Below are 20590 nucleotides of genomic sequence, written 5' to 3'. Positions count from 1 at the left end.
GAGGCGTGTCGAGACCAACACAGTCGCTTCGCGTCAGTCCTGGAACGCGGCGCCCTTCTCGATCAGGGCGTCGGTGTCCTCGATGCCCCAGGCGGCGAGGGCCTCGCGGGTGTGCTGACCCGCGCTGGCAGCCGGCCCCGCACCCAAGGTGGAGGTGGTCCGGCTGAACCGCGGAGCCGGGGCGGGCTGGGTGACCCCGTGGTGGGTGACGTACGTCTGGCGGGCCTGCAGGTGCGGATGCGTAGCGGCCTCGGACGGGGTGAGGACGGGGGCCACGCAGGCGTCGGTGCCCTCGAAGAGCTCGGCCCACTCGGCCATCGTCTTGGACCCGAAGGTCTTGGCGAAGAGGTCGCGCATCTCGTCGTAGCGCTCCATCTCGTACTGCCCCGGGCAGACCCCGTCGAGCCCGAGCCGGGTGACCATCTCGGCGAAGAACTTGCCCTCCAGGGCGCCGACCGCGACCTGGCGGTCGTCGGAGGTGTCGTAGAGCGCATAGAACGGCATCGCGCCGTCGAGCAGGTTGCTCTGCCGCTGCTCGTGCCAGGTGCCGGAGGCGAGCATCCCGGAGATCATCGTGGCGAGGTGGGCGGTGCCGTCCACGATCGCGGCGTCGACGACCTGCCCCTGGCCGGTGGTCTTGGCCTCGACGAGCGCGGCAAGGATGCCCATCACCAGGTAGGTCGAGCCGCCGCCGAAGTCGCCGAGCAGGTTGAGCGGGAAGTGCGGGCGGGCCCGGTCCTGGCCGAGCCCGTTGAGCACGCCGGTGGTGGCGATGTAGGTGAGGTCGTGTCCGGCGGACTGGGCGAGGGGACCGTCCTGGCCCCAGCCGGTCATCCGGCCGTAGACGAGGCGCGGGTTGCGCTCCAGGCAGGTGTCGGGTCCCAGACCGAGGCGATCGGTGACGCCGGGGCGCAGCCCCTCGATGAGCACGTCGGCGGTCTCCACCAGGCGCAGGACCGTCTCGACGGCGTCCGGGTTCTTGAGGTCGAGCGCGATGCTCGGGCGGCCGCGGGTGAGCAGGTCGCCGGCACCGCCGCCGAGCACGTTGCCGCCCGGCCGGTCGACCCGGATCACGTCCGCGCCCATGTCCGCGAGGAGCGTGCAGGCGTGCGGCCCCGGCCCGATCCCCGCCAGCTCGACGACCTTCACCCCGCGGAGGGGACCGGTGCCCTGGCCCAACGTCACTGATTCAGTCATGGCGGCCATCCTTCCAAAGTCCAGCCTCCCAGAGTCCGGAACGCTCCGCCCGGCGTGACCTGATCGCGGAGCCGAGTCCGATACGCTCCGAGACACACTCGCCGGTGCACAGGAGCAGAGAAGTTGTCTCGGGAAATCCCCACGTCCCCCCAGTCCGCCCCCCAGGCCAGCTCTGTGAGCCCGCTGATGGCGAACGATCCCCGCGAGATGGGCCCGTACGTGCTCACCGGCCGCCTCGGCCACGGCGGCATGGGCGTCGTCTATCTGGGCGAGGACGCGTACGGGATGCAGGCGGCGGTGAAGGCGATCCTTCCCGAGCTCACCTCCGACCCGGGGTTCCGCGCGCGGTTCGAGCGGGAGATCCAGGCAGCCAAGCGGGTCGAGAGCCGGTTCACCGCGAAGGTGCTCGACGCCGACCCCGATGCCGAGCAGCCCTGGATGGCGAGCGAGTACGTAGCCGACCCGCCGCTCAACAAGCTGATCGGCTCCGGCCAGCGCCTGCCCGAGATCGACGTACGCCAGCTGGTCGCCGGCGTCGCCGAGGCGCTCGCCGCGGTGCACGCTGCCGGGCTGGTGCACCGCGACATCAAGCCGGGCAACATCCTCTACGGCGCCACCGACCCCTGCGTGATCGACATGGGCATCGCCCGTTCCGTCGACGGCACCGCGCTGACCCAGACCGGCAAGGCGGTCGGCACCTACGGCTACCAGGCGCCCGAGCAGGTCCAGACCGGCACCTTCTCCAGCGCCGTCGACATCTGGGCCCTGGGCCTGGTCGCCTTCGTCGCCGCCACCGGCCGCTGGCCGTTCAGTGGCGAGATCGGCTCGATGGGGCATCTCCTCAAGGGCGAGTCGCCCAACCTGAGCCTCTGCCCGGTCTACCTGCGCCCACTGGTCGCCGCCTGCCTGGCCGAGGACCCGACCGGACGCCCCTCCGCCACGGACATCCTCGCCACCAACGGCGACTGGACCCTGCTGCCGGCTCCGGTCACCTCGGAGGAGGCGACCAGTGTCGGCACGCTGTCGCCGGCTTTCAACACCGGCGGGATCGCTCGTGCCCCGCACCCCGCCACGCCCGCCTCTGACACCGCTTCCAACACCGCCGACCTGCCGACGATGGCGCCCACGTTCGCTGAGGCTGCCCAACCTTCCGGCCGACGCTGGAAGGTCGCGGTCCTGGCCGCGGCGGCCGTGGTCCTGGTCTCGGCCGGCGTGGCTGTCGCCGCCAATCCCGGCCTCCTGCCCGGCCAGGACGAGACACCGAAGGTCGGCGAGGTGACCCCGTCTGCCGAGCCGAGCACCGGCGAGAGCAGCACCGCGCCGACGACGCCGGTCGGCGGCTCGGTCGACACCGGGACGGATCCTGGTCTCAACGAGGAACCCGACGACGAGGGCGTGGAGGGCGACGGCGAGATCGCCCCCAGCAGCGGTACGGCCACCGGCGACGCCGCGCCTTCGGAGTCACCGGACGCGAGCGCGCCGGCCCCCAGCGGCCCGGCCACCGACCCGGCCACCGAGACCCCGACGGCCGAGCCGACCGAGACCGCGACGGTCGAGCCGACCGGGGATCCCGTCGAGGATCCGACGGCGACCGCGACTCCCTGACGCTTCGGCCAGCTCGTTCTGAAGGGCGGCTCGTAGGGGTCGGAGAGACCCCGGTCACACCGTGTCCGAGGTTGGATCGATCAAGGTGGCCGGGGGTCTCGGCGCGCCGATAATCGAGCCTGGCGGGGTGTGCCGTCCCTTCTTCCCGAGCAACCGAAAGTTGAGCTGTGAGCGACACCGACGAGACCTTCAACGACTGGCAGCACCGCGAGGAGCTCGCGGAGACGATGATCCCGATCATCGGCAAGCTCTACCGCGAGAAGGATGTCACCATCCTGGTCCACAGCCGGTCGCTGGTGAGCAAGTCCGACATCTCGATCCTCAAGGCGCACCGCTTCGCGCGCCAGATCGAGGGCGAAGAGCTCTCGGTCACCGAGACGTTCCCGCTCCTCCAGGCGGTCGCAAAGCTCGACCTCGGCCCCTCGAAGATCGACCTGGGCCTGCTCGCGGTCCAGTACGCCGACGACGAGCGTGGCCTCTCCGTCGACGACTTCGTCGCCGAGAAGCTGTCCGGCGCCACGGGTGAGAACAAGCTCGAGCGCAACGGCGGCCAGGACGTCGTGCTCTACGGCTTCGGCCGGATCGGCCGGCTCGTTGCCCGGCTCCTCGTCGAGAAGGCCGGCTCGCGCCACGGTCTGCGGCTGAAGGCCGTCGTCGTCCGCAAGGGCGGCGAGGACGACCTCATCAAGCGCGCCTCGCTGCTGCGTCGCGACTCGATCCACGGCCAGTTCGCCGGCACCATCACGGTGGACGAGAAGAACGGCGTGATCATCGCCAACGGCAACCCGATCCAGTTCATCTACTCGAACGACCCGACGACGGTCGACTACACGGCGTACGGCATCAAGGACGCCATCCTCATCGACAACACCGGCAAGTGGCGTGACCGCGAGGGCCTCTCCCAGCACCTGCGCCCGGGCGTCAAGAAGGTCCTGCTGACCGCGCCGGGCAAGGGCGATGTCCCCAACATCGTCCACGGCGTCAACCACCAGACCCTCACCGGCGACGAGCAGGTCATCTCCTGCGCGTCCTGCACGACCAACGCGATCGTGCCGCCGCTGAAGCTGATGGAGGACCGCTTCGGCATCGTGCGCGGGCACGTCGAGACGGTGCACTCGTTCACCAACGACCAGAACCTGCTGGACAACTACCACAAGGCCGACCGCCGTGGCCGCTCCGCACCGCTCAACCTGGTGCTCACCGAGACCGGTGCCGCCTCCGCCGTCGCGAAGGCGCTCCCGGACCTGAAGGCGAAGATCACCGGCAACTCGATCCGCATCCCCACCCCTGATGTCTCGATCGCCATCCTGTCGCTCTCGCTCAAGAGCGAGACGTCGAAGGAAGAGGTCGTCGACTACCTCCGCGAGGCCTCGCTCACCGGCGAACTGCGTCGCCAGGTGGACTTCACCACCGCCCGCGACGCGGTCTCCTCCGACTTCATCGGCTCGCGTGCCGCCTCGATCGTCGACGGCAACGCGACCATCGTCGACGGGGACTCCGCCATCCTCTATGTCTGGTACGACAACGAGTTCGGCTACTCCTGCCAGGTCGTCCGGACCGTGCAGTCGATCTCCGGTGTCGAGTACCCGACCTTCCCGGCCCCGGCTGCCGTCTGAGCCGCCTGAAGCGGATCAGCGCCTACGCTGCCCCGTCTCGTCCGATCTCCGGACGAGACGGGGCATCTTGCTCCCAAGCCCGAAGGATGGCGAATCAAGACCCTGTGGATAACCCTGTGGAAACGACCTGGGTGGCGTCCAGCCAGGAGGCCGGATCCGTTCCTTTTACAAGGCGATGAACTCAGGAACGGACCCGGGCGAGGAAAGCGCGGGTCCGCTCCTCGACGGGGTCGCCGAAGAGCTGCTCCGGCGGACCCTGCTCCAACACACGCCCACCGTCGAGGAAGCAGACCTTGGTGGCGACCTCGCGGGCGAAGGACATCTCGTGGGTGGCGAGCACCAGGGTCGTACCCGCCTCTGCCTCGGCGCGGACGATCTCCAGCACCTCGCCGACGAGCTCGGGGTCGAGGGCGGCGGTAATCTCGTCCAGGAGGAGCAGGCGCGGCCGCGTGCACATCGCGCGCACAAGCGCGACCCGCTGCTGCTGACCTCCTGAGAGGGCGTCGGGATGGGCATCGGCCTTGTCGGCAAGGCCGAACCGGGCCAGCAGGGTGCGCGCACGATCAGCGGCCTCATAAGCTCGGACACCATGGACGCGCACCTGCGCCAGCGTGCAGTTGTCGAGCACGGACAGATGCGGGAAGAGGTTGTACGCCTGGAAGACCATCCCGATCTCGCGGCGAACCGAGCGCGGGTCAACGAGCGGGTCGGAGATCTCCGAGCCGTCGAAGGTGATGACCCCGTCGTCGATCGTCTCGAGCAGGTTCAGGCAGCGCAGCAGGGTCGACTTCCCCGAGCCCGACGCACCGATCAGGCAGACCACGTCGTGCTCGGCCACGGATAGGTCGAGGTCGTCCAGGACGACCCTCCCGCGGTAGGCCTTCCGCAGACCCTTGGCCTCCAGCAACCCATACTCAGTCATCGGCCCAGTCATTGGCCCAGTCATCGGCCCTGCTCCTTCTCGATCTGTCGCCGCATCAGCCAGTCGGTGAGCCGGGTGAGCGGGACCGCGACGATGAGGAAGTACGCGGCAGCGACCAGCAGCGGCGTGCCGTTGAAGTTGTAGCCCTGGTAGTCCTGGGCCGCCCGGAGCGCCTCGAAGACACCCACCGCCGAGATCAGCGCGGTGTCCTTCTGCAGCGAGACGAGGTCGTTCATGAGCGGCGGTACGACGCGGCGTACGGCCTGTGGAAGGACCACGAAGCGCATCGTCTGTGAGTGGGTCAGCGCCAGCGCTTCGGCCGAGGCGACCTGAGTCGGATGGATCGCCAGGATGCCGGCACGGAAGACCTCGGCGACGTAGGCGCCGTAGCAGAGCACCAGGGCGAACGTGGTCAGCCAGAACAGAGAGCTGGTCACCCCCGACAGCCCCAGCGCCGGGATGCCGATGCCGCAGATGACGACGACCAGGATCGACGGCACGCCGCGAAAGAGATCGGTGTAGCCGGTCGCCAGGAGCCGCAGCGGCGCCAGCCACGGTGAGGTCGTCTGGCGGGCGATCGCGACGAGGGCACCGAGGATGAGTACGCACGGTTCCGCGACCAGGAAGATCCGGATGTTGATCCAGAACCCCTCCGCGATCGCCGCGAACGACTCGCGCGCGTGCGACCAGCTCAGGAAGTAGTCCCGGACCCGGTCCCACCCGGGCGAGGACAGGACCAGCAGCACCAGCCCGACCGCGACCACGGCGGTCACCACCGTGGCGATGACGGTCTGCTGGAGCCGCTGCCGGCGACGTACGGCCTGTCTTTCGAGTTCCCGATCGCTGGGTTCCCAGGTCACCTGCGGACTGGTCACTTCAGACTGCGTCATTTCAAGATGGGCACGGAGACGACATCAGACAGCCACTCCTTCTCGAGCGCGGCGAGGGTGCCGTCCTCCTCGAGCGCGGTCAGCGCCTCGTCGAGGCAGGACGCCAGTCCGCTGTCCTTCTCGGTCAGAAGGCCGAACTCCTCCGGCTTCTCGCTGCTCTCGAACTGCCCGGTGATCGTGCTGCCCTCGATCTCGGCGGCGGTGATGTAGAACGCGGTCGGCAGGTCGAAGACGAGCGCGTCGACCTGACCGTTGAGCAGCGCCTGCTTCGCCTGGTCGCTGGTGTCGAAGACCAGCGGGTCCGTGCTCGGCTGCACGTCCTCGCGGATCGCGGTGAGCGACGTGGTCGCCGTCTGGGCGCCGAGCTTGAGGTCCTTCAGGTCGGCCAACGACCCCGCCGCAGCGGCACCATCCTCCATCGTCACGACCGCCTGCGATGCCGTGTAGTAGCCCTGCGAGAAGTCGACGACGTTCGCCCGCTCGGGCGTGATCGAGATCTGGTTGATGTCGAAGTCGAACTTCTTCTCGCCCGGCGTATAGGAGGTGTTGAACGCCTGCTTGATCCAGACCACGTCGTCCTTCGCGAAGCCGAGCTGCTCGGCGACGGCGTAGGCGACCGCCGACTCGAAGCCCTTGCCGTTGCTGGGGTCGTTCTCGGAGAACCACGGTTCGTACGCCGGGGAGTCGGTGCCGATGGTCAGCTTGCCGTCCTGCTTCAACGGCAGGTCGGCGGCCTCACAGGAGGCGGGTGCGCCGCCTCCGGCGTTGGTGTCGCCCTCGCTTCCGCAGGCAGTCAGCGCCGCGGCGAGAGCGAGCGGAGCGACGGCAAGGGCAGTGAGGCGAGCACGCATGTGCGGAATCGGCATGATCGGAATCGTAAGGGAACGGGCACTGGCCACTTCTTATTACTCATGAGTAGCATGCGTCCATGGCGTACGAATCCCTGCTCTCACCGATCACCATCGGGTCGCTCACGCTGCGCAACCGGGTGGTGATGGGGTCGATGCACACCGGCCTCGAGGACCACGCGTGGGACATCCCGAAGCTGGCGGCCTACTTCGCCGAGCGGGCGCGCGGCGGCACCGGGCTGATCATCACCGGCGGCTACGCACCGAACAAGCGCGGCTGGCTCAAGCCCTTCGCCAGCGAGATGAGCTCCCGGCTGCACGCCGCCCAGCACCGCCGGGTCACCGGCGCGGTGCACGAGGAGGGCGGCGCGATCGCGATGCAGGTGCTGCACGCGGGGCGCTATGGCTACACGCCGTTCTCGGTCAGTGCCTCGGCCGTCCAGGCGCCGATCAACCCGTTCAAGCCCACGGCCCTCTCCGACAAGGCTGTGGACGCGACCGTGAACGACTTCGCCAAGAGCATCTCGCTGGCGAAGAAGGCGGGCTACGACGCGGTCGAGATCATGGGGTCGGAGGGCTACCTGATCAACCAGTTCCTCGCCGAACGGACCAATCAGCGCGAGGACCGCTGGGGTGGCACGGCGACCAACCGGATGCGGTTCCCGGTGGAGATCGTGCGGCGCTCGCGGGAGCTGGTCGGTGACGATTTCCCGATCATCTTCCGGCTCTCGATCCTCGACCTGGTCGAGGACGGCCAGACCTGGGAGGAGACGATCGAGCTCGCGTACGCGCTCCAGGACGCCGGCGTCTCGGTCTTCAACACCGGCATAGGCTGGCACGAGGCGCGGGTGCCGACCATCATCACCCAGGTCCCGCGTGGTGCGTGGCTCGACATGACCGCCCGCCTCAAGGCCGAGGTGTCGATCCCGGTCTGCGCCTCCAACCGGATCAACACCCCCGAGCTCGCCGACGGGGCGATCGCCGAGGGCAAGGCCGACCTGGTCTCGATGGCCCGGCCGCTGCTGGCCGACCCCGAGTTCGCCAAGAAGACCGCCGAGGGCCGCACCGACGAGATCAACACCTGCATCGCCTGCAACCAGGCCTGCCTGGACCACGCTTTCGCCAACAAGGCCGCCTCCTGCCTGGTCAACCCGCGTGCGGCGCGCGAGACGACGCTGGTGCTCAGGCCGACCAAGCTCAAGCAGACGGTGGCCGTCGTCGGCGCCGGGCCGGCCGGCCTCGCCGCCGCCACCTCGGCCGCCGAGCGCGGCTTCGCGGTGACCCTGTTCGAGAAGTCCTCGCAGCTCGGAGGCCAGTTCCGCCTCGCGATGGCCGTGCCCGGCAAGGAGGACTTCAAGGACACGCTGCGCTACTTCACCCGGCGCCTGGATGTGCTGGGCGTCGAGGTACGTCTCGACACCGAGGCCACCACCGCCGACCTGGAGCCCTTCGACCACGTCATCGTCTCCACGGGTGTCACGCCGCGGCTCCCGCGGATCGCCGGCTCCGAGGACGACCGGGTCGTGACGTACGCCGACGTGCTCGCCGGCCGGGTCGTCCCGGGCGACCGCGTCGCGGTGATCGGCGCCGGTGGCATCGGCGTCGACGTCTCCGCCTGGCTGACACACCAGCCCGAGACCCTCGAGGAGTGGAAGGCCCGCTGGGGCGTCGGTGACCCGGCGACCTTCCGCGGCGGCCTGACCAGGCCGGTCCTGGAAGCACCGGCTCGCCAGGTGACGCTGCTGCAGCGCAAGTCCACCCCGATCGGCATCGGCCTCGGCAAGACCTCCGGCTGGGCCCACCGAGCCCACCTGAAGCAGGACGGCGTCAAGCAGGTCCGGGGTGCGACGTACGACAAGATCGAGGCCGGCGACGACTCCCTCACCCTCCACTACGCCGTCGACGGCGAGCCCCGCACGCTCGAGGTCGACCACGTGATCCTCTGCGCGGGCCAGGAGTCGGTGCGTGACCTGTGGACCGAGCGGGAGCACTGGCACCTCATCGGCGGGGCCGACGTCGCCGCCGAGCTCGACGCCAAGCGTGCGATCAAGCAGGGCACCGAGGTCGCCGCAGGCTTGTAGCCTGTCCCGCATGAGCGATCCCGACTGCCTGTTCTGCAACATCGTCGCGGGCGACATCCCCTCGACGAAGGTCTACGAGGACGACGAGACGTACGCCTTCATGGACATCGCCCCGGCGGCCGAAGGCCACGCGGTGGTGGTGCCGAAGACGCACACCAAGGACGTCCTGGAGTCCGACCCTGCGGTCTACGCCGCGACTGCGAAGGCCGCCCAGGCGGTCGCGAAGCGGGCGGTCGACGTGCTGCAGGCGGACGGGGTCAACGTACTCAACAACTGCGGGCCGGCCGCGTGGCAGACGGTGTTCCACCTGCACTTCCACGTGATCCCGCGCTACACCGACAAGACCAAGGACTCGCTCACGCTCCCCTGGGTGCCGCACCCGGGTGACATGGACGCGATCAGGGCCATCGGCGAGAAGCTCGCCTTCTAGGCTCAGCCCGTCGGGGCGCCCTCGGCATGGGCAGCGACCATGTCGGCGTACCAGCCGAAGGAGCGTTTGGGCGTACGCACCCCGGCAGCGTCGACGTGCACCAGCCCGTACTTCCCGCCCACGCCGTCCTCCCAGTCCTTGCCGGTGAACGGCGCTTCCCAACCGTCACGGTCGAGCAGGGTGTAGGCGTAGAAACCGCGTACGTCGACACCGCGCTCGATCGCGGCCGAGACCGCCTCCAGGTGTGCCTCGAGGTAGTCGATCCGGGCCTGGTCGTCGACCTCACCGTCGACCATCGGAGCGTCGTACGCAGCACCGCACTCGGTCACCACGATCGGCGGCATCGCGGCGCGATAGCGGGATCGGGTGATGATCAGCCACTCCCGCAGGGCGGTGGGCACCACGCCCCAGCCGGTGTCGGTGGCGGGATAGCCGACGAGCGGCACCATTCGGAACGGGATGTCGTCGCCCTCGGCGGAGGCGCCGATGCGCTGCGGCGCGAAGAAGTTGACCCCGTAGAAGTCCAGGGGTGAGCGGATCACGGCCATGTCGCCCGGCATCGTGACCTCGTCGGCGAGACCGGCGATGTCACGGGGATAGCGGCCCATCAGCATCGCCTCGAGAGGCACCGCGTTCCAGGCCAGGTCGATGAGCTTCGCCGCGCCGACGTCGGCGGGATCCTCCGAGAGCGGCCAGATCGGCTCGTGGTGGTTGGCGCACCCGACCGACTCGACCCCGGCGGCGCGCAGCACCTGCACGCCGCGGCCGTGGGCGAGGAGCAGGTGGTGCATCGCCGCGACGACTCCCCAGCCCGCGCGGCGACCGGGCGCGATCGTGCCGAGCCCGTAGCCGAGGTAGCCGGCCACGTTGGGGTCCTGGACCGGCACCCACTCCGGGATCCGGTCGCCGATCAGATCCGCGACCGTCTCGGCGTAATCGCCGAACGCGTCGACCGTGGCGCGGTTGAGCCAGCCACCGTCGGCGGCCAGCGGCTCCGGCAGCTCGCCGGCGTAGAGCGTGGCCGACGGGCGCAGACCAGCCTCGAGCAGCTCGTCGACCAGGCGGTCGTAGCGAGCGCGGGCATCGGGATCGAAGGCACCGCGCCCACCCGGCTGAAGCTCACGCCAGGAGACCGCGAACCGGTATCCCGGCGCACCGAGACGTTGAAGCAGCGCAACATCCTGCTCGCCCCCCGGCCGGGTGGCGTCTGCAGTGCCGAACACGAAGCCAGTCGGAAACTTGGGAAACGCCACGGCACAATCATGACTGTGACTGCCCAGATCCGCCGAGGAAACGCCCGATTCACGGAACGTCCTCCCGGCCTCCGGCCAGGAAAAATCACCTGGCACACCTACTCATTCGGTTCCCACTACGACCCCCAGCGCGTCGGTTTCGGCCCGATCGTGACCTACGACGAGCACCTGCTGGGCAACGGTGAGGGGTTCGAGACCCATCACCACGCCGGCGTCACGATCGTGACCTGGCCGCTGTCCGGCGAGGTGACCCACACCGACTCGACCGGCGCCACCGGCACCGTCGCGCCCGGCCAGGTCGGCGTCTTCACCACCGGCGACGGTGTCGACCACTCCGAGTTCGCCTCGGCCGCCGGCACCCGGTTCATCCAGGTCTGGATCACCGGCAGCACCGGCGCGCCGGCGTACGCCGTCCACGACGTCGCCGCCGTCGAGGGCGAGTGGACCGAGGCGGTCCGCCTGGACCAGGGGACGCTGCGGGTCGGCCACGTCGGCACCGCCGGCCCTGCCGAGATCACGCTCCCGGAGGCCGGGCTCCGTCATCTCCACGTCGCCTCCGGGGCGCTCCTACGCAGCGGAATGGCCGAGCCGCTCACCGCCGGCGACGCCTTCGAGGTGACCGCCGGCGACGACCTGCCGCCGGAGTTCACGGTCAGCGCGGGCGTACCGACCGAGCTTCTGCTCTGGACCTTCGACCAGGCCGAATAAAGCGCGGACAGGCAGCATCAGAGGCGGATAAGGTCCGCCTTAGACTGCTGCTCAGTGTGGAGACTCTGCCGAAAGGTTTGGTGTGACGACGTTCCTGATCATCGGCGCCGTCGGGCTGGGCCTCCTGCTGGTGTCGCTGGTGATCGGCGACCTCCTCGACGGCTTCCTCGACGGCGCGCTCGATGCCGACTGGTTCTCGACCGCCGCGATCGGTGGATTCGTGTCCGCCTTCGGGTTCGGCGGCGCGCTCGCCGTCGGCCCGCTCGGGACGATCCCGGCCATCGGGATCGGAGCCTTGGGCGGCGCACTCTTCGCTTGGTTCACGCTGTGGCTGACCCGCCTGCTGAAGGAGGATCACACCGATGCCGCGCCCTCGGGGGAGGCCACCGTCGGCCTGGACGCTGCCGTGATCACCACGATCCCGGCGGACGGGTTCGGCGTGGTGCGGGTCGCCCTCGGGGGCCACACGGTGACCTACAACGCCAAGGCACCCGACACCGATGAGGCGATCACGCCCGGCACCGCCGTGCACGTCACCGGAGTCCTCTCACCGACGGCAGTCACTGTCGCGCCGACGTGGCGCGAGATCACCTCCTGACTGAAGGAATCCTCATGGAACTGCTGGTGCCGATCGCCGGCCTTGTCGTACTTCTCATCCTGCTTCTGCTGCTGGTCACCAGCCGCTACAAGGTCGCCGGTCCCAACCAGGCCTTCATCGTCACCGGCCGCAAGGGCAAGGCGGTGCTCAACCCCGAGACCGGCCAGCTCACCACCGACCTGTCGGGCCAGAAGGTCGTGCTCGGCGGCGGCGTCTTCGTGGTGCCGTTCGTCCAGAAGCTGGCGACGATGGACCTCTCCTCGCGCCGGATCTCCGTCCAGATCCGCGGCGCGGTCTCCGGGCAGGGCATCAAGCTCAACCTCGAGGGTGTCGCCATCGTGAAGGTGGGCGGCAACGCCGACCAGATCCGGCTCTCCGCACAGCGCTTCCTCTCCCAGCAGGAGGAGATCGAGCCCTTCACGCAGGAGGTGCTCGCCGGCGCACTGCGCTCGATCGTCGGCGGTCTGACCGTCGAGCAGATCATCCGCGACCGGGCCGCGTTCGCCCAGCGGGTCGCCGACGAGTCCGAGTCGTCGCTCACCGGCCAGGGCCTGATCCTGGACACCTTCCAGATCCAGGACGTCACCGACGACGGCTCCTACCTCGCCAACCTGGGCCGCCCCGAGGCCGCCCGCATCACCCAGGCCGCCTCGATCGCCGAGGCCGAGGCCCGTCGTGCCGCCGAGCAGGCCCGGATCAAGGCCGAGGAGGAGATCGCCGTCGCCCAGCGCGCGCTCGCGCTCAAGCAGGCCGAGATCAAGGCCGAGACCGACGCTGCCACCGCCAACGCCGCCGCGTCCGGCCCGCTGGCCCAGGCTGATCGCGACCAGGCCATCCTCACCGAGCAGGAGAAGGTCGCCGTACGCCAGGCGGCGCTGACCGAGCGACAGCTCGAGACGCAGGTGCGCAAGCCCGCCGACGCGGAGCGCTACCGCGTCGAGCAGGAGGCCGAGGGTCGCCGCAGCGCCGAGATCGCCGCCGCGGAGGCCCGCAAGGCGTCGACGATCGCCGCTGCGGAGGCCGACGCCGAGCAGGCCCGACTCTCCGGCGAGGCCGAGAAGGCCCGCCGTGCCGCTCTGGCCGAGGCGGAGGCCATCGAAGGCGCCCGGCGCGGTGACGCGCAGAAGTCGCTGCGTCTGGCCGGTGCCGAGGCCACCCGGGCCGAGGGTGAGGCGAGCGCTGCCGCCACACTGGCCGTCGGTCACGCCGAGGCCGAGGCGATGGACAAGCGCGCCGCGGCGTTCGCGTCCTACAACGACGCCGCCGTGCTGCAGATGCTCATCGAGGTCCTGCCACAGGTCGCCAGGGAGGTCGCCGCGCCGATCAGCGCCATCGACAACCTCACCGTCCTCTCCACCGAGGGCGCCGGCGCCATCCCGAAGCAGGTCAACGACAACGTCATCCAGACCCTCAACATGCTCAAGACCACGACCGGCGTCGACCTCGGCGCGATGCTCCGCAAGGCCGCCGACTCGACCTCGGCGAACGGCACCGTGGAGATCCCGGCCGGGCAGTGACCGATCCACACGTTGCCAACACCCGGTCACAGATCCGGTAGAAAAGCGACATAGACGTGACAGCCAGGAACAAGTCTGGTTATGTATCCACGTCGACGTAGGGAGGGAGCACTCCAAACCTCGACCGGGCCTCGCGGCCGAAAGGCCGCCAGGCTCGCCCCTTGAGCTTCTCTACTGTTCCCCCCGTCGGTAGAGAAGCACCGAGGGAAATTGAATGTGGCCCGGCCTCACGGCCGGGCCACATCTTATTTTGCCGGTCTTCAGCGCTCGTTGACCATCCGGAGGAATGCCTCGACGAGCGGGCCCGAGGTGGCGGCGCCGTTCTCGCCCTCGTCGACGTACACGGCGACGGCCAGGTCGCCCTGCGCCGCGATCATCCAGGTGTGCGTGAGGCGCTTGCCGTTGCGGTCGAACTCGGCCGTGCCGGTCTTGGCGATCACCGGCTTGCCCGGTACGTCGGCCAGGCCGCTGCCGGTGCCGTCGGTGACCACACCCCGGAAGATCGTACGCAGCTGCTCGGCCTCGTCGGCGGCGAGCGGCTCGACGCCCGACGGCTTCGCGACCTGGCCCTCGACGAGGGTCGGGACCACGGTGTGACCGGCCTGGATGGAGCCGATGACGGCGGCCATCACGAGCGGCGAGGCGAGCACCTTGCCCTGTCCGATCAGGTCGGCGGCGTGCTCGGTCTCGCCCGCGGGCTCGGGGATCTGGCCGAAGTAGGAGGTGAAGCCGGCGTCGCGGTCGATGCCGAAGCCCAGCGAGGCGGCGGCCGAGGCGATCTCGGCGTGGCCGACCTCGCCGGCCGCGCCGACCATGGCGGTGTTGCAGGACTCGGCGACGGCGTGGGCGAGGGTGATCTCGCCGAGGGCCGACTTCGGGTACCAGGAGTCGTTCTTGAAGGTCTTGCCGTCGACGGTGGTCTTGGCCGGGCATGTGACCTGGCTCTTGGCGTTGAGCCCCTTGCGCAGCAGGGCCAGCGTGGTCGCGGCCTTGAAGGTCGAACCCGGCGCTGCCTGGCCGTAGGTGGCCAGGTTCATCTTGTTGTCCTCGCCGTTGGCGGCGACCAGCACGGCACCGTCGCTGGGCCGGATCGCGACCAGGGCGCTCTCGGGCTTGATGCGCTCGAGGATCTTCTCGGCGTTCTTCTGCAGCCGCTCGTCGAGGGTGACGGTCAGCGACTTCCCGTCGATCGGGTCGGTGCTGTAGAGCCGCTTGAGGACCTCGCCCTCGTCGCCGAGCACCGCGACCTGCAGCCCGGGTTTCCCGCGCAGCTGCTCGTCGTAGCGCGCCTGCAACCCGGAGAGACCTGCGAGATCACCGGGGAGGTAGGTGCCGGGCTTCTTCTTCATCATCTCCGCCGTGACCTCACCGACGATGCCGACGACCGGCGAGGCGAACTCCTTGGTCGGGCCGAGCGGGAGGGTCCGGTTGAGCATCGCCGCGCCCTTGATCTTGGCGATCTTCGTGGCCTTGGCCTTCGTCATCATCGGCTTGCGGATCGAGAGCGCCTCGACGAACGCCTTGTCACCGGCCGCCTTGACTCGCTTGGCGTAGCGCTTCGGGTTGATGCCGACGATCGTGGCGACGTCGCGAGCGGCCGCGGGAGCCGCGACCGGGTCGATCAGCGTCTTGTCGATGCCGACCGTGACGACCGGTCGGTCCGCGACCAGGGTCGCTCCGGACGTACTCAGGATCTCGCCGCGCTGCTGCTGGACGGTCTCGACGTGGAGGCTGCGTCCTTCGGCGAGCGTCGGGGCGACGACCGTCGGCTCCCAGACGAACTCCCACGTGTCGTCGGTCTTGCGGAGCTCGACCTCCGACTCGTAGGTCCACCGGCCGCCCGGCAGTCCCCACGCCCAGGTGAGCGTCGACTTCGCACTGTCGGTGCCGTGGCCGGAGAAGACCGGCTTGGTCGCGGACACGTCGGGGGCGCCCAGCTTGCCGAACAGGTTGCCCGTCAGAGCGCTGTAGTCGGTCGCGACGGCAGCGGGATCGGTCTGCGCCACGAAGTCGACCTTCGTGAAGGTGCCGGTCTTCAGCGCGGTGGTCAGGGTCGACATGCTCGGACCCGGTTCCTTGGCCCCACCACAACCAGCAAGCAGCGGTAGGGCAACAGCAAGGGCCGCTATGCCCCGGGAGACTCGCATGGAACGGTTCTATCAGCCTCGCCCCCAAGATTGGGTTACACCCGTTGAAGGGCCCACCCAATAATTGCCTGACGACGCATGCCATCCAGGCAATTCTCGGCCGGACCCTGACGCGGAGTTGTGAAGCCGAGCGCGCCCGGTGGACACGCCCGGCTTCACCACCACCTGGATCAGTGCGTCGCCAGCCAGGCGTCCAGGTCGACGCCGCGCTGGTCGGCGAGCTTCTCCAGACGCTCATGGGTCGGCGGCTGGAACACCTTCGGCTCGATGTGGCGGTCGAGAGCGGCGTACTTCCTCTGCTTGGCGGCCTGCGCGGGACCGGTCGCCTCGGCCGCGGCGACCACGGCCGGGGTCGCGGTGACGGCAGCACCGGTGAGCGGGGAGCTCACCAGAGGGGTGTAGCCGTCACGATGGCCGGCGGTGTTGGCGTGGTAGGACTCCTCGATCGGGTTGGAGAGCCCGTTGACCCACTCCGGGTTGTCACAGACCGCGTGTCCGGTGAACCGGCTGATCGGGTTGACGTAGCTGAACCCGGCGGCGCTCGCCCGCGAGGCCGTGGTGTTGTTGAGGAGCACCGCGGTGTCGTTGAGGATCGCCTCGTCAGACGGGCTGAACCAGGTGAACGCGTTGCAGTCCTCTCCCATGAACAGCTTCGGGTAGCCCACGACCACCACCTTCGCGCTCGGCGCAGCCGACCGGATCCGCGAGTAGAGCGTCCCGAGACTGGCCGGAAGCGTGTTGCGGATGAAGTTCTGCGCACCCGCGACGGCGCCCGCGCAGTCGCTCGCCCAGGCGGGGAGAGCGCACTCGGTGATCACGTCGGCGAAGCCGGCGTCGTTGCCGCCGACGGAGATGGTCACGTAACGGGTCGAGCTGGACAGAGCACTGAGCTGGCTGTTGGTGACGTCGGCGACGACCGCGCCCGAGCAGGCGCGGAAGTTGAGGCTGTAACTCTTCGCCGCGGCTACCAGACTCGGGTACGCCAGGGTCGACCGCATGCAGTTGCTGCCGTCGTTGATGTAGCTGCGGGTGCCGACTCCTGAGGAGTAGGAGTCGCCAAGGGCGACGTAAGGCTCCCCAGCCGCTGAAGCGAAGCCCGAAGCAATCGGATCCGCTGAGGCCGGGGAGCCTGGGGCGACGGCGAGGCCGGCACCGAGAAGGGCGATGGATGTGAGGGAGACCGCAAGGCGGACTTTGGACAGGCGGAAGATCAGACCGTTCATGGCAACTCCCGAAAGCCAGGGACCGCCACCATTGGCGGCCCTTCTCTACGGTTGTACGCGCTCTTGCTTCCGCCCGCAGGAAATTTGTTTCACGTCCAAGTAACTGTCCGGAACCCGCTTACCCGGGTTCACCCGACGTTCTGCAGTCGCGGCAGCAGCCGGTCGAGCCACCGCGGCAACCACCAGGCGCCGGGGCCGAGCAGCCTCATCACCGCGGGCACGACGAGGCACCGCACCACGACCGCATCGAGCAGCACCGCCACCGCCATCACGAAGCCCATCTCCTGCAGCATCCGGTCCGGGCTGAACCAGAAGGCACCGAAGACCACGAGCATGATCGCGGCGGCCGCGGTGATGACGCCGCCGGTGTGCGCCAGCCCCTCCCGGACCGCCTCCTGGGCATCGCCGCTGCGCAGCCACTCCTCGCGCATCCGCGAGATCAGGAAGACCTCGTAGTCCATCGAGAGCCCGAAGACGATCGCGAAGGTCATCACCGGCAGGAACGCCTCGATCGGACCCGGCTCGACCCCCAGGAGCCCCTCCTGGAAGACGTACGTCATCGCCCCCATCGAGGCGCCGATGGAGATGAGGTTGAGGATCGCCGCCTTGATCGCCACCGCGACGGACCGGAAGACGCACATCAGCAGCAGCGCGGAGAGCCCCACGACGAGCCCGATGAAGAGCGGCAGCTTCTCCCCGACCGCGTCGGAGTAGTCGATCAGCGCCGCGGTCGAGCCGCCGACGAGAACGTCGTCGCCGAGGTCCTCCCGGAGGTCCTTGACCAGCTCGGTGGTCTCGGCGTCCTGCGGTCCGGTCTCCGGGAAGGCGATGGAGGTGTACACCGCACCGTCGGCCGACGGCTGCGGCGGCGTCGCGGACGCCACTCCCTCGTACCTCGTGACCTTCTCGTACGCAGCGACCGCCTGCTCCTGGGAGCCCTCGGTCATGATGATGAGCGGTCCGTTGGCTCCGGGGCCGAACTTGTCGCTGACCAGGTCGTACGCCTTCCGCGTCGTCGAGGACGGGTCGTCGTTGCCGGCGTCGGCGAAGCCGAGCTGAAGGCTGAGCACAGGAGCGGCCAGCGCGCCGAGGGCGACCAGGGAGACGACCAGCGCGGCCCACGGGTGCCGCTGGACACCGGAGGCCCAGGCGCGCCAGCGCTGGCCGGGCTCGCGGCGCGACCGGGCGGCATGCTTGCGTACGGACTTCTCCAGACGCTTGCCGAACAGGGTCAGCAGCGAGGGCAGCAGGGTGACCGCGGCGATCATGGTCATCAGGACGGTGAGGGCGACGCCGAGCACGACTCCCTGGATCGAGGTCAGCTGCAGCACGTAGAGGCCACAGAGCGCGAGGATCACACTGACCCCGGCGAAGAGGACCGAGCGACCGGCGGTGTCGAGCGCGGTGGCCGTGGCGTTCTCGCGGGTGGCGCCGCCGAGCAGCTCGCTGCGGTAGCGCGAGAAGACCAGCAGTGCGTAGTCGATGCCCACGCCGAGCCCGACGATCATCAGCATCGGCGCGGTGTAGTCCGGGATCGTGGTCAGGTGCGAGAGCAGCGTGACCACGCCGAAGGTCGTGCCGACCGCGAAGATCGCGGTGATCAGCGGCAGGCTCGCCGCCAGGAACGAGCCGAACATGAACAGCATGATCACCAGCGCGGCGAGCATGCCCATCCCCTCGGAGCCGCCGCCCTCGCCCTCGTTCACCTCGCGCATCGAGTCGCCGGCCATCTCGACCTGGAGGTCGTCGGTCGACGTCTCCTCCGCCAGCTCGAGGAACGGCTCATAGGCGCTCACGGGGAGCTCGCCGGCCTCGGCGTCCATCACGATGGTGACCAGCGCGGTCGTACCGTCCTCGCTCACCGACCCCCGCAGCGGATCCGCCGCCTCGACCGTCTCGACGTGAGGGACCTCGGCGAGGTCGGCGAGCATCTGGTCCACGGCCTGCTGGTCGGTGTTCCAGCCGCGCTCGTCGTGGATGACCGCCCGCACCTGGTCACCGGTCGATCCGCCGTGCTTCGCCTGCAGGTCGGCCATCTCCTGCGACTGGGTGCCCGGGATGTCGAAGGAGTTTCGGTAGTCGTCGCCGATGCTCTGCGCCGCCGCCGTCACGCCCACCAGGACGACCACCCACAGCAGCAGCGCGGTCCAGTGATGGCGTTGTGAGAAGGACGCCAGCCGCCGCAGCGGACTGGGTCTCGTGATCGTCTGGGTGGTCATCATGTCTCCTGTCGTGTCTCGCCTGGCTATAGGTAGCCTGGCAACATGTATGGAGACAATGTACGACGAACTGTGTAGGCTGTCTACATGAAAGCCGATGCGCTCCGTGGCCACCTCGACTCGCTGATCCTGGCCGTCGTCGAGAAGCAGCCCCTCCACGGCTACGCGATCATCGAGGCCCTGAGCGCCCGCAGCGGTGGCGAGCTCGACCTCCCCACCGGCACCATCTACCCCGCGCTGCGCCGCCTGGAGAAGGCCGGCTACCTCAACAGCTCCTGGTCCGAGGTCGGCGGCCGCAAACGCCGCACCTACGAGCTCTCCTCCGCCGGCCGCAACGCCCTCGCCGCCCATCGCCAGGAGTGGCGGACCTTCGCCAAGGTCGTCTCCGGCGTACTCGGCGAAGCCTGACCCCAGCCGAGGCGTCACCCCCGCCGGCCGAGACGTCACGTACGTCGGCCGAGACGGCACTTGCGCCGGCCGAGACGGCACTTCTGGAGAGTCATTCAGGGAGTTCCCCGATGTGCCCGACACAGCCGAAGATAGAAGATGAGCGCATGAGCGCCGTCGACGTCTATCTTGCGGACCTGCGCGCCGCGATCCCCGGCCCGAGCTGGACCCGGCGCGACCTCCTCCGCGAGGCCGGCGACCACCTCGAGGACGCGACCGACGCCTACACCGCCGCGGGCTACACACCCACCGAGGCAGAGGCACTCGCCCTACGCGACTTCGGCTCCGTCGACGACATCGCCCCCGGCTTCCGCGACACCGTCGCGATCGGCGCCGCCCGACGTACGGCCATCCTGCTCGTCCTCGTCATGCTCCCCCAGGCCTTCCTGTGGGACGGCGGGATCGAGCTCGGCGCGAGCGCCCACTCAGCCGCTCCGGACAGCGGCCTCTTCCACGTCCTCGACATCGTCATCGGGTACGTCGGCACAGCAGGCGCCCTCGGCGCCCTGGTCGCGCTGGCGGTGACCGCGATCGGTCAGCGTTGGCTCCGGATCGGGCGCCGCACGGCCCGGCTCACCGCCGCCTGGTCCCTGGCCACGGCCGTGATCGTGCCGATCATCGGCTTCACCATGCTGACCCTGACCGGCGGCCTCACCGTGTTCCTGGCCCTCAGCGCGCTCGCCTTCATGGCCGCGCCATTCGCCCTGGTCGCACTCTCCGCCCAGCGCACCCTCGCCGCCTGCTGACCCCCTCGCCGAGACGTCGGCAACGTCGGCCGAGAAGTCACGTACGCCCGTGGAAGACGATCCGTGGTTTAGAGATGAGCGGGGGGCGGGTCGTGAAGGAGGGGTCCGGCCCGGTTGTTTATGTGATTGGTAAATTGGGGTAA

17 protein-coding genes are annotated in these 20590 nt (G+C 69.3%); 9 read left to right on the top strand and 8 right to left on the bottom strand.

Annotated elements, in window-relative coordinates; all coding sequences use genetic code 11:
- Positions 1–33 precede the first annotated feature (33 nt).
- The gene (locus ACFWQC_RS13890; RefSeq protein WP_378678576.1) at positions 34–1197 is read right to left on the bottom strand and encodes a CaiB/BaiF CoA transferase family protein; all 1164 of its coding nucleotides are present in this window, start codon (positions 1195–1197) and stop codon (positions 34–36) included.
- Between the two features lie 186 nt (positions 1198–1383).
- On the opposite strand from ACFWQC_RS13890, the gene ACFWQC_RS13885 reads away from it, so the two are divergent.
- Together ACFWQC_RS13885 and ACFWQC_RS13880 are read left to right on the top strand one after the other, a co-directional pair.
- Positions 1384–2802, top strand: coding sequence for a protein kinase (locus tag ACFWQC_RS13885; RefSeq protein WP_378678573.1), 1419 nt, complete (start codon positions 1384–1386; stop codon positions 2800–2802).
- Positions 2803–2969: 167 nt separating this feature from the next.
- Positions 2970–4418: a glyceraldehyde-3-phosphate dehydrogenase gene (locus tag ACFWQC_RS13880; RefSeq protein WP_378678570.1), complete on the top strand. Its 1449-nt coding sequence runs from the start codon at positions 2970–2972 to the stop codon at positions 4416–4418.
- Positions 4419–4599: 181 nt separating this feature from the next.
- Here ACFWQC_RS13880 and ACFWQC_RS13875 read toward each other — a convergent pair whose 3' ends face one another.
- Genes ACFWQC_RS13875 through ACFWQC_RS13865 form a run of 3 tightly spaced genes read right to left on the bottom strand, consistent with a single transcriptional unit; the run spans position 4600 to position 7096 of the window.
- Entirely contained in the window at positions 4600–5340 is a 741-nt protein-coding gene (locus ACFWQC_RS13875) for an amino acid ABC transporter ATP-binding protein (RefSeq protein WP_378678567.1), read from the bottom strand.
- A gap of 20 nt (positions 5341–5360) precedes the next feature.
- Positions 5361–6230: an amino acid ABC transporter permease gene (locus tag ACFWQC_RS13870; protein WP_378678564.1), complete on the bottom strand. Its 870-nt coding sequence runs from the start codon at positions 6228–6230 to the stop codon at positions 5361–5363.
- Positions 6227–7096: an ABC transporter substrate-binding protein gene (locus ACFWQC_RS13865; RefSeq protein WP_378678561.1), complete on the bottom strand. Its 870-nt coding sequence runs from the start codon at positions 7094–7096 to the stop codon at positions 6227–6229. Before ACFWQC_RS13865 ends, ACFWQC_RS13870 begins: the two co-directional genes overlap by 4 nt.
- 62 nt (positions 7097–7158) lie before the next feature.
- Between ACFWQC_RS13865 and ACFWQC_RS13860 the strand changes: the two genes are divergently transcribed.
- Positions 7159–9159 carry an NADPH-dependent 2,4-dienoyl-CoA reductase gene (locus ACFWQC_RS13860; RefSeq protein ID WP_378678558.1) on the top strand — a complete coding sequence of 667 codons (2001 nt, stop codon included), beginning with the start codon at positions 7159–7161 and terminating at the stop codon, positions 9157–9159.
- A 10-nt stretch (positions 9160–9169) separates the two neighbouring features.
- A complete protein-coding gene (locus tag ACFWQC_RS13855) occupies positions 9170–9589 on the top strand; it encodes an HIT family protein (protein ID WP_378678555.1) in 420 nt (139 codons plus the stop codon).
- A 2-nt stretch (positions 9590–9591) separates the two neighbouring features.
- Here the strand turns inward: ACFWQC_RS13855 and ACFWQC_RS13850 are convergent, their stop codons facing one another.
- Entirely contained in the window at positions 9592–10812 is a 1221-nt protein-coding gene (locus ACFWQC_RS13850) for a glycoside hydrolase family 1 protein (RefSeq protein WP_378678552.1), read from the bottom strand.
- 45 nt (positions 10813–10857) lie between these two features.
- Here ACFWQC_RS13850 and ACFWQC_RS13845 point away from each other — a divergent pair, with 45 nt between their 5' ends.
- From ACFWQC_RS13845 to ACFWQC_RS13835, 3 genes are all read left to right on the top strand, one after another.
- The gene (locus ACFWQC_RS13845) at positions 10858–11550 is read left to right on the top strand and encodes a pirin family protein (RefSeq protein WP_378678549.1); all 693 of its coding nucleotides are present in this window, start codon (positions 10858–10860) and stop codon (positions 11548–11550) included.
- An 82-nt stretch (positions 11551–11632) separates the two neighbouring features.
- Positions 11633–12148: a hypothetical protein gene (locus tag ACFWQC_RS13840; protein ID WP_378678546.1), complete on the top strand. Its 516-nt coding sequence runs from the start codon at positions 11633–11635 to the stop codon at positions 12146–12148.
- Between the two features lie 14 nt (positions 12149–12162).
- Positions 12163–13665 (top strand): SPFH domain-containing protein, encoded by a 1503-nt coding sequence (locus tag ACFWQC_RS13835; protein ID WP_355229081.1) that lies wholly within the window; start codon positions 12163–12165, stop codon positions 13663–13665.
- Positions 13666–13925: 260 nt separating this feature from the next.
- On the opposite strand, the gene ACFWQC_RS13830 is transcribed toward ACFWQC_RS13835, so the two are convergent.
- From ACFWQC_RS13830 to ACFWQC_RS13820, 3 genes are all read right to left on the bottom strand, one after another.
- Complete coding sequence (locus ACFWQC_RS13830) at positions 13926–15725, bottom strand: penicillin-binding transpeptidase domain-containing protein (RefSeq protein ID WP_378678543.1); 1800 nt, start codon at positions 15723–15725, stop codon at positions 13926–13928.
- Positions 15726–15982: 257 nt separating this feature from the next.
- Positions 15983–17035: an SGNH/GDSL hydrolase family protein gene (locus ACFWQC_RS13825; protein ID WP_378678540.1), complete on the bottom strand. Its 1053-nt coding sequence runs from the start codon at positions 17033–17035 to the stop codon at positions 15983–15985.
- A 128-nt stretch (positions 17036–17163) separates the two neighbouring features.
- The gene (locus ACFWQC_RS13820) at positions 17164–19254 is read right to left on the bottom strand and encodes an MMPL family transporter (RefSeq protein WP_378678537.1); all 2091 of its coding nucleotides are present in this window, start codon (positions 19252–19254) and stop codon (positions 17164–17166) included.
- Positions 19255–19341: 87 nt separating this feature from the next.
- On the opposite strand from ACFWQC_RS13820, the gene ACFWQC_RS13815 reads away from it, so the two are divergent.
- Together ACFWQC_RS13815 and ACFWQC_RS13810 are read left to right on the top strand one after the other, a co-directional pair.
- A complete protein-coding gene (locus ACFWQC_RS13815) occupies positions 19342–19662 on the top strand; it encodes a PadR family transcriptional regulator (protein WP_378678533.1) in 321 nt (106 codons plus the stop codon).
- Positions 19663–19808: 146 nt separating this feature from the next.
- Entirely contained in the window at positions 19809–20447 is a 639-nt protein-coding gene (locus ACFWQC_RS13810; RefSeq protein ID WP_378678530.1) for a permease prefix domain 1-containing protein, read from the top strand.
- Positions 20448–20590 lie beyond the last annotated feature (143 nt).

Source organism: Nocardioides sp. NPDC058538 (genome assembly GCF_042719275.1).
GTDB lineage: Bacteria > Actinomycetota > Actinomycetes > Propionibacteriales > Nocardioidaceae > Nocardioides.
Note: the sequence above shows the minus strand (reverse complement) of the source record. Positions and strands in the feature narration are given on the sequence as shown.